The organism is Paraherbaspirillum soli (genome assembly GCF_042654985.1).
In the GTDB taxonomy this organism is placed as follows: Bacteria; Pseudomonadota; Gammaproteobacteria; order Burkholderiales; family Burkholderiaceae_D; genus Paraherbaspirillum; species Paraherbaspirillum soli.
The window spans coordinates 436,620-450,052 of sequence record NZ_JBHSMT010000013.1; the positions used below are offsets into that span (position 1 = coordinate 436,620).

The 13,433-nt window shown below is 55.4% G+C and carries 12 protein-coding genes; 3 read left to right on the plus strand and 9 right to left on the minus strand.

The features are described 5' to 3' along the window. Positions 1-26: 26 nt before the first annotated feature. Positions 27-1,697: a PHA/PHB synthase family protein gene (locus ACFPM8_RS09610; RefSeq protein WP_378997281.1), complete on the minus strand. Its 1,671-nt coding sequence runs from the start codon at positions 1,695-1,697 to the stop codon at positions 27-29. Positions 1,698-1,860: 163 nt separating this feature from the next. Here ACFPM8_RS09610 and ACFPM8_RS09615 point away from each other — a divergent pair, with 163 nt between their 5' ends. Further along, positions 1,861-2,118, plus strand: a complete 258-nt coding sequence (locus ACFPM8_RS09615; RefSeq protein WP_378997282.1) for a hypothetical protein — start codon at positions 1,861-1,863, stop codon at positions 2,116-2,118. A gap of 16 nt (positions 2,119-2,134) precedes the next feature. Here ACFPM8_RS09615 and pgeF read toward each other — a convergent pair whose 3' ends face one another. Beyond that, positions 2,135-2,914, minus strand: a complete 780-nt coding sequence (gene pgeF, locus ACFPM8_RS09620) for a peptidoglycan editing factor PgeF (protein WP_378997283.1) — start codon at positions 2,912-2,914, stop codon at positions 2,135-2,137. Positions 2,915-2,983: 69 nt separating this feature from the next. Continuing rightward, positions 2,984-4,024 carry an RluA family pseudouridine synthase gene (locus ACFPM8_RS09625; protein WP_378997284.1) on the minus strand — a complete coding sequence of 347 codons (1,041 nt, stop codon included), beginning with the start codon at positions 4,022-4,024 and terminating at the stop codon, positions 2,984-2,986. A gap of 45 nt (positions 4,025-4,069) precedes the next feature. Between ACFPM8_RS09625 and ACFPM8_RS09630 the strand changes: the two genes are divergently transcribed. Beyond that, a complete protein-coding gene (locus ACFPM8_RS09630; RefSeq protein WP_378997285.1) occupies positions 4,070-4,867 on the plus strand; it encodes an outer membrane protein assembly factor BamD in 798 nt (265 codons plus the stop codon). Between the two features lie 73 nt (positions 4,868-4,940). Here ACFPM8_RS09630 and ACFPM8_RS09635 read toward each other — a convergent pair whose 3' ends face one another. The 4 genes from ACFPM8_RS09635 to ACFPM8_RS09650 form a co-directional block, all read right to left on the minus strand. Beyond that, positions 4,941-5,978 carry a glycosyltransferase family 4 protein gene (locus tag ACFPM8_RS09635; protein ID WP_378997286.1) on the minus strand — a complete coding sequence of 346 codons (1,038 nt, stop codon included), beginning with the start codon at positions 5,976-5,978 and terminating at the stop codon, positions 4,941-4,943. Further along, positions 5,960-6,820, minus strand: a complete 861-nt coding sequence (locus ACFPM8_RS09640) for a UDP-2,3-diacylglucosamine diphosphatase (protein WP_378997287.1) — start codon at positions 6,818-6,820, stop codon at positions 5,960-5,962. The genes ACFPM8_RS09635 and ACFPM8_RS09640 overlap by 19 nt, the downstream gene beginning before the upstream one ends. Next, complete coding sequence (locus tag ACFPM8_RS09645) at positions 6,817-7,584, minus strand: GNAT family N-acetyltransferase (RefSeq protein ID WP_378997288.1); 768 nt, start codon at positions 7,582-7,584, stop codon at positions 6,817-6,819. Before ACFPM8_RS09645 ends, ACFPM8_RS09640 begins: the two co-directional genes overlap by 4 nt. Positions 7,585-7,779: 195 nt before the next feature. After that, on the minus strand, positions 7,780-8,238 hold the full coding sequence (locus ACFPM8_RS09650; RefSeq protein ID WP_378997289.1) for a hypothetical protein: 459 nt from the start codon (positions 8,236-8,238) through the stop codon (positions 7,780-7,782). Between the two features lie 153 nt (positions 8,239-8,391). Here ACFPM8_RS09650 and ACFPM8_RS09655 point away from each other — a divergent pair, with 153 nt between their 5' ends. After that, a complete protein-coding gene (locus ACFPM8_RS09655; RefSeq protein WP_378997290.1) occupies positions 8,392-9,516 on the plus strand; it encodes an ABC transporter substrate-binding protein in 1,125 nt (374 codons plus the stop codon). Positions 9,517-9,539: 23 nt separating this feature from the next. Here the strand turns inward: ACFPM8_RS09655 and ACFPM8_RS09660 are convergent, their stop codons facing one another. Beyond that, positions 9,540-10,994 carry a Ppx/GppA phosphatase family protein gene (locus tag ACFPM8_RS09660; protein WP_378997291.1) on the minus strand — a complete coding sequence of 485 codons (1,455 nt, stop codon included), beginning with the start codon at positions 10,992-10,994 and terminating at the stop codon, positions 9,540-9,542. Between the two features lie 287 nt (positions 10,995-11,281). Then, complete coding sequence (locus tag ACFPM8_RS09665) at positions 11,282-13,327, minus strand: ATP-dependent DNA helicase (protein WP_378997292.1); 2,046 nt, start codon at positions 13,325-13,327, stop codon at positions 11,282-11,284. Between the last annotated feature and the right edge of the window lie 106 nt (positions 13,328-13,433).

Genomic DNA, 13,433 nt, shown 5'->3' on the forward strand with positions numbered 1-13,433 from the left:
CATTTACTTCAAGCAGTCTGCCAATTTCATTCAGCTCTTACCTTGACATAGCTTCCAGGCGCCGGCTCGATCATTTTACGCGTCGCACTCCCCAATTTACGTGGCGCCGCCACTTGCTTGCCCGCGTGCTCCGACAGAAACGCCGTCCATTCGGACCACCAGCTTCCAGGGTGTTCAACCGCGCCGGCGAGCCAGGTCTCGGCATCCACTCCCGACTGTTGATTGAGCCAGTAACTGCGTTTGTTCTTTGACGGCGGATTAATAACGCCCGCGATATGGCCGGAAGCTCCGAGCACAAAGCGATTGCGTTCCGGCTTTTTCGGGTTGAGCAAGGAAGTCGAAGCATAGGCCGAAGTCCATGGGACGATATGATCTTCGCGCGAGGCATATATGAAGGTCGGCGCTTCGATCTTGCCGAGATCGATTTCCTGACCGGCCACGGCCAACTTTCCGGGCTCCTTCAATGCATTGTCGAGGTACATATTGCGCAGGTAATAGCAAAACATCGGCCCCGGCAAATTGGTGCTGTCGGCGTTCCAATACAGCAGATCGAAAGGAGTCGGATCCTCGCCTTTCAGGTAATTCGATTCGACGTAATTCCATAAAAGATCGTTCGGACGCAAGCTCGAAAATGCCGAAGCAAATTCACGTGCCGGCATCAAGCCGCCGCGCCCGATCGCCTGCTCGCGAAGCCGGATCTGCATATCGTCGATATACACGTCCAAAATGCCAGTGTCGGTAAAATCCAAAAATGAAGTCAGCAAAGTCAGGCTGGCAACCGGATGCACTCCCGCTCCGGCCATTTTTGCCAACGCTGTCGACAACAAGGTGCCGCCGACGCAGAAGCCAAGCGCATTGATCTTGTCCTGCTTGGAAATCTCCTGAACGAGGTCGATTGCTTGAATCACCGCCTCGTCAATATATTGATCCCAGGTGGCGTGCGCCATTGACTCATCGGCATTGCGCCACGAAATCAAGAACACGGTATGCCCTTGTTCCACCGCATAACGCACCACAGAATTTTGCGGCTGCAAATCCAGGATGTAATACTTGTTGATACACGGCGGCACGAACAGTAACGGTCGCTGATAAGTCGTTTTGGTGAGCGGCTTATATTGGATCAGCTGGAACAATGCGTTTTCAAATACGACTGCGCCCTCGGTAATTGCAACGTCCTTGCCGACTTCAAACGCCGATTCATCGGTCTGGGAAACCCGGCCTTTTTGCATGTCGGCGATCAGGTGCGCGATTCCTTTGGTAAGGCTTTCGCCATGGGTTTCAACAATTTTTTGTTGAGCGACAGGATTGGTTGCCAAGAAATTGGCGGGCGACATGGCGTCGACCATTTGTTGAATCGCAAAACCAATTTTCCGCTTCATTTTAGGCGGCGCATCCACGGCATCCACCAACGCATTCAAGAATCGCGCATTCAATAAATATGCCGCCGCATTGAATGCATATAGCGGGTTGGCTTGCCATGCCGAAGCGTTAAACCGTTTGTCCGCTATGGCCGGGATCCGCGATCCGAGCAAGTCTTGCCACAAGACCGACAACTGCTCCGCATACTCCCTCTGCAGCTTCTCAACCACTGCCCGGTTAAGTGAAACACCGGCGCCATCAAGACTTGCACCGCTTGAACCGGCGCTCCTTTGACCGGCGGCATTCATCCAGGAAAGCAGAACATTGGGATCGGCCATGTGACTGAATTGTTGGGCGAATGGCTGCGAGAATTGCTGAATGAGTTGCTGCGAAAGTTGTGACAGCGCGGCAGAATCAAAAACGGAAGAATTCGACGTATTCATGCTGTGACCGTTGTTTTAGCGTATCGTGTTGGGGTTGTCTTTTAGCTTAACCATTTATATGTATATCATCGCCATCGCATGGATTTATGTCGTCTTCATGATGGCTATCACAGAGCAGTCGGTCGTTGCTGCTTTGATGACATTTCTACTGTACGGTGTTTTCCCTTTGACAATTGTTTTATACCTGATGGGCACTCCGCAACGCAAGAGAAATCGGCAACAAAGGGAAAAATTAAAACAGCTTTCCGATCGACAAGATCCGCCCTCGACTGAGGCTGCAACGCCAGAACAGCCACACATCGGTCCAGACAAGTGATCGCAGAAACGGTTGGCTATTTAAGCCATATCAGCGAAACCATCCGACCGGTTGTTTTGTCCCTGCGATAGGAATAGAACCGCCGATCGGTCACGGTGCACAAGCCGCCGCCATCAATGCGCTGCACGCCAGCCTGTTGCAGCGCAATGCGCGCCAGCTGGTAAATATCCGCCAGATATTTACCCGGTCGATCAGCAATCGGCGCAAAGCATGCCTGGGTTTGAGCCAGAATTTGGTGCGACATTTGCGTCGACTCGGCTCGCTCGACAAATCGCTCAAGAACATCGCCACCGACTTCGAATTGATCGCGACCAATTGCCGGCCCTAGCCACGCCACGATGTCGCCGGCCCCAGCCGCTTTCATGCGTTCAACCGTATTTTGCAGCACGCCGGCAACCAGCCCTCGCCAGCCAGCATGGGCAGCGCCAACCACACGCCCGTCGAGATCGGCAAACAATACCGGCAAACAATCCGCAGTCTGAATCGCACAGACCATGCCGGGCTGCGTCGCAATAACGGCATCGGCTTCGACACCGGTACTGACAGCAGCGACATCAACCACATCGGCGCTATGTACCTGGCTCAACCAGATCGGCGATGCCGGCAGCAAGGTCTCCAGCAACGCACGATTGCGCGCGACCGCTTCCAGCTTGTCGCCGACATGTGTTCCAAGATTAAGACCGCCGCCACCGCTGCCGTCATCGTAAGGAGCGGCACTCACACCGCCCTCACGCAACGTCGAAAAAGCGCTGATATTACGCGGCACATTTACCCAGTTTGGAATAATTAATTGCATGTGGCTAGCTGTCTTAGTTAGCAGTCTGATCCTAGCCATATTAAAAATTTATGGCTGGTCCCATCGGCCTTACTCCGGCGCGGTCATTCCAGCGCGCGCTATCAACGCCGCAAAATCATCCGGCAACGGGGTGAACCATTCGCAGACTTCGCCACTGCTTGGATGAATCAATCCAAGGCGCGATGCCTGCAATGCCTGACGTGGAAACGCCGGCATCAGATGCTGCTTGCCGTAGAGCGCATCGCCGACCAGCGGGAAGCCGATCGACTGCATGTGCACGCGAATCTGGTGAGTGCGCCCTGTCTCCAGCTGACAGCGCATCAAGCTCACCGGACGCCCATCCAGCAAGCCGGTCGCCAGGCGCTGATAGTGGGTGATCGCAGGCTTGGCGCTCATGCTTTCCGATACCGCCATCTTGATGCGATCGCGCGGATGCCGCGCCATTGCGCTGTCCACGGTGCCATTCAGTTGCGGCGAACCCCAGACCAAGGCCAGATATTGACGTTTGACGGTACGTGCCTGTAGCTGACGCACCAGATCGGTTTGTGCCTCCAGCGTCTTGGCGACCACCATCAAGCCGCTGGTGTCCTTATCCAGGCGATGGACGATGCCGGCGCGCGGCACGCCGATCAATGTCGGCCACCGGTACAGCAAGCCATTCAATAATGTTCCCGACCAGTTGCCGGCCGCCGGATGAACCACCAGCCCGGCGGGTTTGTCGATGACGATAATCGCGGCATCTTCATGCACGATCGACAGCGCCATTTCCTCCGCTTTGAATGCTTGCTCGTCAGGTGCCGGCTGCGGCAGGACGATGACGGTTTCGTCGCCGAACGTCGTCATCTTGGTCGTCCCGGGCTTGCCGTCTACCGTGACATGGCCCGCCTCTATCCATTGCTGGATACGGCTACGCGAGTATTGCGGAACAAGGGTTGACACAACCTTGTCGAGACGTGTCCCGCAAACGTCGGGCGTTAATTGCAACACGATCGGCGCGGTCGTGCTTGCCGCGTCGCCGTCTTCGATATATTCAATATCGGCATCAAATTCAGCGTCAGGCAGACTTTCAGCCAAATTTGGCTTGGTAAATGACATCACAGGAAGTCCCATCAGCTATAATCCATCAATTGTTTACACGCATTCTTGCAAACCACTATGCAAAAAAGACTATCCAGACTAGCTGCAGTTGCATTCGCTCTCTCCCTTTCGGCGTGTGGCTTGTTGCCAGATAAAGTTGATGAAACTGCAAACTGGTCTGCGCCCAGATTATACTCGGAGGCCAAGGACGAATTGAATAGCGGCGGCTACGATAAGGCAATTAAGTACTTTGAAAAGCTGGAATCGCGCTATCCATTCGGCACTTACGCCCAACAGGCGCAAATGGATATCGCTTACGCCCATTATCGGCAAGGCGAGCAGCCTGAAGCGTTGGCTGCCATCGACCGCTTCATCAAGCTGCATCCAAATCATCCAAACGTCGACTACATGTATTACCTGCGTGGCCTGGTCAATTTCAACGACAAGGTCAGCATATTCGATTTCCTGTCGAGCGAAGATGCGACTGAGCGCGATCCGAAAGCAGCCCGCGATGCATTTGATGCGTTCAAGCAAGTGGTGACGCGCTTCCCCGACAGCACCTACGCAGCCGACTCATTGGCGCGCATGAAATACCTGGTCAATGCATTGGCTCAATACGACGTCCACGTCGCCAGCTATTACTACCGCCGCGGTGCCTATGTTGCTGCCGCCAATCGCGCACAAAACGCGATCCAGGAATATCGCGATGCGCCGGCGGTCGAAGAAGCGCTATTTGTCATGGTGCGCTCTTACGATGCTTTGGGCCTCAAGGAATTACGCGATGACTCCGAACGCGTCTTACAGAAAAACTATCCGAATAGCCGTTTTTATCATAACGGCGAAATTCAAAAAAAACCTTGGTGGAAATTCTGGTAAGTCTTGTATGTACAAAAAAGCCTCGCATTTGCGAGGCTTTTTTTATGGCAATTAGTTAAGCGTCAAAACAAACTCAGGCAATCGAAGACTGCGCCACCCGCGTTGCGTTAGCCCGCGGAATTTGATGCAAATGATGCTGAAACTGCTGTGTCGCCACATCCCAGGAATACTCCAACGCGTGTTCCCGCACCCGCTGCCGATCCAGGTCAAGCGCCCTGGAACAGGCTGATGCCAGGTCCGAGTCCAATATCCCCGAACGTCCGTGCGCGACAACATCGACTGGTCCGGCGACCGGATACGCGGCAATCGGCACGCCGCACGCCATGGCCTCCACCATCACCAACCCGAATGTATCGGTATGACTGGGAAACACCAGCACATCGGCACAGTTGTAATAGGAGGCCAGTTCATGGTGCGGCTTGGCGCCCAGGAATTGCACTTGCGGATAGCGCTGCTGGAGTTCTTCGCGCAACGGTCCGTCGCCGATTACCCACTTGGCGCCAGGCAGATCAAGCTGCAAAAAAGCCTCGACATTCTTTTCGACCGCCACTCTGCCGACATACAAATACAACGGCCGCTGAATGCAGGCATGGTCTTGTTCGACCGGTTGAAAACGCTCGGTGTCGACCCCTCTGCCCCATAACACCAGATGCCGAAAGCCACGCTGCTCAAGCTCCTGCCGGATATGTTGAGTCGGCACCATGACTGCCTTGGAGGGGCCATGAAACCAACGCAACCAACGGTAAGTCACGGCCTTCGGCAGCATCGAACGGGCGCTCAGATACTCCGGAAAACGCGTGTGGTATGCGGTGGTAAAGCCGATCCGGTGACGCAGGCAAAAGCGGCGCGCCGCCAAGCCCATCGGCCCTTCTGTCGAAATGTGAATGCAATCCGCTTGAAACGCCCGCAACGCCGCCGCTACTCTGGCATAAGGTTTGTAGGCGAGCCGGATTTCAGGATAAGTCGGGCACGCGAAAGTAGGAGAACCATCGGGACTAAGCAGCAACACGTCGTGCTCGCTATTGCGCAAGCAGCGGCTGGTTGCCTGCAAGGTGTTGACTACGCCATTGATTTGGGACTGTCCGGCATCGGTTACGATGGCAATTCGCATAGCTCGCGGACCTCGGTGCTGGATATTGTATTTTTCTGCCGCATGATTTCCTGCCAGGTCACCAGGCGCAACTCGCCGCTAGCATCTTCCACCAGGGCAGACAAACTCTCGACCCAGTCGCCGTCATTGCAATAAGTGATGCCTTTGATATCGCGAATTTCCGGTTTATGTATATGACCGCAAATGACGCCATCCAGCCCTTTCTTTTGCGCTTCCGCCGCTAATGCATCCTCAAACGACGAAATGTAATTCACTGCGTTTTTCACCTTCAGCTTCAGGTATTGCGACAGCGACCAATAGGGCAAGCCTGCGCGCGCACGCCAGCCGTTGAACCATTGATTGAATTTCAGGATGACCGTGTACAGACTGTCGCCGACATAAGCCAGCCATTTGGCGCAGGCAATCACGCCGTCGAAGCGGTCGCCGTGCAATACCAGCATGCGCTTGCCGTTGGCAGTGGTATGCACCAACTCATCGCGAATCCGGATACCGCCGAAATCCAGATCAATAAATTGGCGCACGGCCTCATCGTGGTTGCCGGGAACAAAAATCACTTCGGTTCCCTTGCGCGCCTTTTTCAATACTGTTTGCACCACATTGTTATGGGTCTGATCCCAATACCAGCGGCGCTTTAACTGCCAGCCGTCGATAATGTCGCCGACCAGATAAAGCGTGTCCGATTCAGTCGCCCGCAGGAATTCCAGCAAGCGGCCGGCCTGGCAACCGGTCGTTCCCAAATGGATATCGGAAATCCAGATGGTCCGGAAATGAATCGGCTCGCGCTTCAATCCAGGGCCGGCGCCCAAAAAACCGGCATCCAGGAACTGCTCGCTTGGTTTCATGCGGCTCTCGTTTCTTTCAGATAGTGACGCGCATAACGATTGTCCAGCTTGGACAAGGGCAGCAACAGGAAAAAATCCGCGGAGTGAAAATCGGGATCCCAGGCCGGTTCGCCGCAAACCCAGGCGCCGCTGCGCAGATAACCTTTTAGTAACGGCGGCATTTGCGGCACGTGACCGGCTTCCCGCTCATACACGGGAAACGGCACATGCGGCGTCACGCGATACTCGGCCGGTGCAAAATTTTGTTGATCCAGTGCGTGATACAAAGCGGCGGCGTTATGTCCGCCATCCGCCAGGCTGACGCTGGCACAACCCATCAAATAGTCGCAACGCTCGCGCCGCATATAGGCTGCCAGTCCAGCCCATAGCAGCATGATGACGCCGCCGCTGCGATAGTCCGGGTGAATACAGGCGCGTCCGGCCTCTGCAATACTGCTGCGCAGATTGTCCAGGCGGCTAAGATCGAATTCTTGTTCGGAATAATAACGGCCCATGCGGCGTGCCGCGTGCGGACTCATGACGCGATAGGTGCCGACCACACACAGGGTCTTGGTATCGCGCACGATCAGATGATCGCAGTAGGAATCAAACTCGTCGCTGTCCAGAGCGTCTGGATTGGCCAGCGCTGACAGGTTCATCGCCTCGATAAAAACTTTATAGCGCAGGCGCTGTACTTCGCGTACTTCTTCCGGCGTGCTAGCCAGACTAATCGTTAATTTGGAAAAGTTCGGACTCGCATCGGCGGGGATCGTTAGCAGTCGCATTCATCGTCCTTTCAGATTGTGACGATGACAGCCTAACGCCCGATTACTTCAAGAAAATGACAGATTTATTTCCGTTCTATGACATTGCAACAGTGGCGCAGCAAGCAAACCTGATCCGAAAATTGCGTGTTGCTTGAGCAGGCGCCGCGCCACGCATCTATGACAGGTCGATACGTGCGCGGCTCCGCTGTACGCTTATTTTTCTTTCTTTGGGCGACCAGCTTTGACTGGCGGCAGACTGGCCACTGCAAGCTTCAAATCATCCAGATCCAGCTTGCGGATCAAGGCAACGCCGACGCGCAGCAACTCACTCTTTTTAACTGCCAGGCCAGCCTTCAGAAAGGTCTTTTTGACCTCGCCCAGAACCTGGTATTCATCCGCAGGCATCGTAAAGCTGTCGCGGACCAATTTTTCTTTCTTGATTTTCACCTTTTGCTCTGGCTGCGGCTTGATGCTTAACGCCGGCTTCGGCGCGGGCAGGACCGGCTTCGCTACGACACTCTTGGCGGGACTTGCCGGCGCTGAGGCCGGCTTTGCTTTCGGGGCCGGCTTCGATATCGGTTTCAATGCCGCCTTGGGAGCGCTCTTGACTAGCTTGGCGCTCACATCGGCAGTTTTCTTGATGACGCGTTTAACAGGCTTCTTGGTTACCATTTCATTCCCCTTGAAATAAATCGTATAAATAATATATGCAATTACTGAACCAACAGCAAGAACCAGGCTTTGTTTGCCGCAACAAGTTCATCAAGCGGTCACAATTTGCACGGAAAATCGCCACTGCAGATTTCCCCTATTTTGATCGTTTTCATGAAATTAAACTTGATTTTGTGCAAGTCTCTGAGCAGCATCGTGCTGTGCCTCCTGTTGACTATCAATGCAACCGCAGCCGACACCATCATCGTCGGCCAGGCGATTGACCTTTCCGGCCCCAACGCCGATCTGGGGCGCGATTACGTGGCCGGCATCAAAACGTATTTTGACGTTATCAATGCAAGAGGCGGCATCAACGGCCGCCGCATTCAATACCTGGTGCGCGACGACCGTGGTCAATCCGGTCAGGCAGCCAAGGCGGTCACTCAACTCATTGAACAAGACCACATCAATTATTTGTTTGGCGGTATCGGCGACGATGCCACTCAGACGGTCCTGAACGCGCCGGCATTCAAGCGCAGCGGCTTGACCTTGTACGCGCCACTAGCCGGCGCCGACTATCAAAAAGAGCCAAGAATCCTGTTGTGGCGTCCCAGTTACCTGCAAGAAGTCCGCTATATTTTTTCCCATTTCGGCAAACTTGGGATCAAGGATATCGGCGTCGTTTATCAAGAGTCGGCAGCAACCGCCGACGCCTATCGCAGCCTGACTGCGCAGATGCAAGAAAGCGGCGTCAAGTTAAGCGCGATAGTTCGCTTGACCAACGGCAGTACGCAAATGAGCGCAGAAGCAGCGCGCCTGGCACTCGCCAAACCGGGGTTCGTCCTGATGATTGCGGACACGGTGAATGCCGGCTTATTTCTGAAGGAATTTCGCAAATATGCGCCGCAAACCTTTGTCGCCGGCTCCTCGCTCACCAATCTGACGACATTGCGTCAGTTAGCCGGGATCAAAGCGGTCGAGTGGACTGTATTTTCGCAAGTGGTGCCGAATCCGAACGTTGGCAGCTCAGCTATCCAGCTAGAGCATGTGAACACGATGAAAAAGTATCGCGATGAGCCGGTATCGGCATTAACGCTGGAGGGATTTATAGCCGCCAAATCCTGGACCCGCCTGCTGCAAACCGTCAAACGTGGCAATCAAGGGCAAGCGGATTATTCGGTACCAGATGCTGGTTTCGATGTCGGCGGCTATGTGGTCGGCGCCACACCCAACAGTCGCCACCTATCCAACTATATTGATATAGCCTTGTTTAACAAGGCCAATGGTCTGACGTTTTAAGGTCGCCTTAAGAAGTCGCAGACTCAACTGCGACGGATAGCGAAATCCACCCCGATCTCGCGCCACCACTCCTGCTCTTTTTCCATCCAGTAAGACGCGGTCGGATGATCCGTGATCCAGTCGCGTTTGATGTCGAGCTCGATTTTGCTCTTCATCTTCAGGCGCAATTCATCGAGATCGACTTCGATCCGCGAGTGCAGGAACATGACGGCCAAACGCAACGCCAGCACCGCCTTGGAAAAATCCGGGTCAAGCAACACCTCGCCGATCTTGCGCAGATTGCCTTTCTGCCCAAGGATCAGCATGCTCATCGCGCGCTGTTCACGCGTGGTAAATCCGGATAGATCGGCATTCGCAATCAGGTAGGCGGCATGCTTGTGATAGCCGCTTTGCGACACCACCAGGCCGACTTCATGCAGCAAGGCGCTCCAATGCAAATACTGCGTCAAGCCATCGCTACTCGGCTTTAGCATATCGAACAAGGAGGTTGCCGTATCGGCGACGCGATTTGCCCGCAACTGATCGACATGAAAGCGCTGCGAAAAATCGTGCACCGACTGATCGCGACGATCCATGCGCGTACCGCGCAACTGTAGGTCCCACATGACGCCCATCCTTAGTCCAGCCTCGATCGGCTGGATTTCTTCGATGCCGAGTTCCTGCATCAAACCGATCAATACCGCCAAGCCGCCGGCAATCACCGCCGCACGCTCCGGCTTCATGCCCAGCAGGTTGATGCGGCTGACATGGCCAAATTCGATAAAGCGTGCCTTCAAGGCTTCCATGCTGGTGTACGACAGGCGCTGATCGCCCAGCGCATTCTTCTCGATCGCTTCGGCAATCGCGCGTATCGTGCCGGAGGAGCCATAGGCGTGGCTCCAGTTTTGCGGGCGATACGCTGGCGCCGCGTCTTCGAAGTGACTGCGCGCTGAAAGAATTGCCGCACCGAAGGCAGCAGCGTCGATCCGGCCGTCGGCAAAAAATATCAGGCTTTGATTGACGGTTCCGATGCCGAACGACTCAACCCGTTCGATCTGCTGACCGCGCCCCAGGATCAGTTCGGTCGAACCGCCGCCGATGTCGAGAACCAAGCGTTTTTCGTTCGGCAAGCGAAGCATGCTGGAGACGCCCATATAGATCAGTCGCCCCTCTTCTTCTCCGGAAATGATTTCGATTGGATAGCCGATGACCTGTTCTGCCATCGGCAAAAAATCTGCTGTGTTTTTTGCAACGCGCAGCGTATTGGTCGCGACCACACGCACCGCTTCCAATTGATAGGCAGCGAGGATATTGCGGAAGCGGGATAGCGAGTCCAGTGCAATCTGCATCGCCTGCTCTGTGAGGTGACCGTTGCTGTCGAGGCCGGCTGCCAGCCGAATCGGATCGCGCGCACTCTTGATGACTCGGATTGCATCGCCATTGTATTTGCCGATATGCAAGCGAAAACTGTTTGATCCCAAATCCACCGCTGCAAACATTACGTCCTCTCATTCCAACCAAGGTTCCACAAAATACCGATTACTCAATCAGGCTATCGAGCTTGTTGCGCCGCAGTCGGCAGGCAAGCTGGCAAAAACAGCGCCAAGCTGCGCCACAGTCTCTTGGCGGGACAAGCTTCGACGATAAAGCCAGATTATTACCGCTTGATGACAAAGCAAGGGGAGCGACAGAGAGCTATTTTTGTATGGCCGGACAGCTCGAAATTTTAAGAAGTCTACAACAATGTACTGCACGATCTCCGGCCCCACAAGCTCCGCAATCGAGGTCAATTAGTTGCCGCGTCGCTATGCCAAAATGCCCGCACCACGTCCAACTCGCGGGTCCGCTTGAACGGCGGCAGGCTCTGCCATATGCGGCGGCCATAGCCCTTTGAAATCAGGCGCGGATCGCAAATCATCAGGACGCCGCGATCGCTTTCGTCGCGTATCAGGCGCCCTGCCCCCTGCTTTAGATTGATGATCGCAGCCGGCAATTGATGGTGCATGAAACCATTCAAGCCCTTCTCTTCCAGCGCCTCGATGCGTGCCGCCAATACCGGATCGTCCGGTGGTGAAAACGGCAATTTATCGATAATCACCAGCGACAATGCCTCGCCACGCACGTCGACCCCCTCCCAGAAGCTTTGGCTGCCGATCAACACCGCATTGCCGGCTGCGCGGAAACGATCCAATAACTCGGTGCGACCGGCCTCTCCCTGCACCATCAAGGGGAACGGCAGATTGCGCGCCTCGAATTCAGCGCGCAATCTTTCAGCGGCGCGATTGACCGCGCGTATCGTCGTGCACAGCAGAAAGGCACGCCCGCCTGAAGCCTCGATCACCGGCAAGGCGGCATCGATCACTGCGTCCGTGTAATCCGGCGAATTCGGCTGCGGCAGGTTGTGCGGCACGTAGAGCAGGCCTTGCTCGCCATAGTCGAATGGGCTGGGCCAGGACTGCGCCGGCTCGTCCCACAAACCCATTTGCGAGGCGTAATGCTGAAAATCATTTTTTACCGCCAATGTGGCCGAAGTAAAGATCCAGGAGCGCGCCACGCCTTCGCGTTGCTTGTTGAAGATCGGTGCGATCGACAGCGGGGTTTGATGCAACTGCAGCGAGGTCGAAAATGCCTCTACCCATAGCACCCGCCCCTGATCGGCGTCAGCCTCGGCAGCCTTGGCGTTCTTGCCACTTTTTGCAGGAGTCGGACTATTCCAGGCGTCCAGCTTGAAACCCAGCTCAATCGCGCGCGCTCTGCACTGTTCGATGGTTTCTGCGCGCTCGGCCTGTTTCTCCAAGACCGCAATCATTCCGTGAAACTCTTGCCGCAGGGTTTCCAGCGCGGGAAAGAACACACTGGACGGTGCGATCTGGTTGACCGCCAGCCTCACCACGTCCTGCGGGAACGCCAGCCGCAAATCGCGCGCCGCGCGCTCAACCGGCAGCACCACTTGCGCCCAATCGGCACCATCGCGCGCATGCGACAGCCCTTCTGCCAGCACATCCCGGCACAGCTCCAATATTTGAGAAGTCGATACGGTGTCGCCAAAAAACAGCGTGGCGACTTCCGGCAGTTGATGCGCCTCGTCGAAGATGATGGTATTGGCTGATGGCAGCAACTCCGCCACGCCGGTGTCTTTCAGCGCCACATCGGCAAAAAACAAGTGATGATTAACCACCACCACATCGGCCTGCTGCGCCTCCTTGCGCGCCTTCATCACGAAGCAGTCCTGGTAATACTGGCATTCGGCTCCCAGACAGGTATCGCGGGTCGAGGTCACCAGATTCCAGATCGGCGCGGTTTCAGGTACTTTCGACAGCTCGGCTTTGTCTCCCGATCCGGTGGTCTTCATGAAACGCGAAATCTCGCGCAAATAGCCGACGTCTTCGCGCGATGTCATCCGGCCGTTTTGCAATGTGCGCTCCAGATGGAAATGGCACACATAGTTGGCGCGCCCCTTCAGCAGCGCAACCGAAACCGGCGCGCTGAGCGCTTTGCGCACGGTCGGGATATCGCGCAAATAAAGCTGGTCCTGCAAATTCTTGGTCCCGGTCGAGATAATCACCTTGCCGCCCCACAGCAAGGCGGGCACCAGATAGGCAAAAGTCTTGCCAGTGCCGGTGCCGGCCTCGGCAATCAGTGTTTTTTGCTGGGCGATGGCCTCGGCAATGGCTTTTGCCATTTCGGTTTGCGACTGGCGTGGACGAAAGCCGCCAATCGCCTGCCCGAGCGGCCCTGCATTGCCAAACAAGCGGTCAATATCGGCATCGTGCGTACCGCTGGCGGGGACGGTTGCGGAGTCGGCGGTAGAGGGGGATGTATCTTCGGTCAAGGTAACTTCTATGAGCAGGCTGGGGTTGGGTAATTTAACGCAGTTCAACCTGTGGCACCTCTAAAAACCTACTGCGCGGCCCAATCTCGGGGCTGCGATGCTCGTC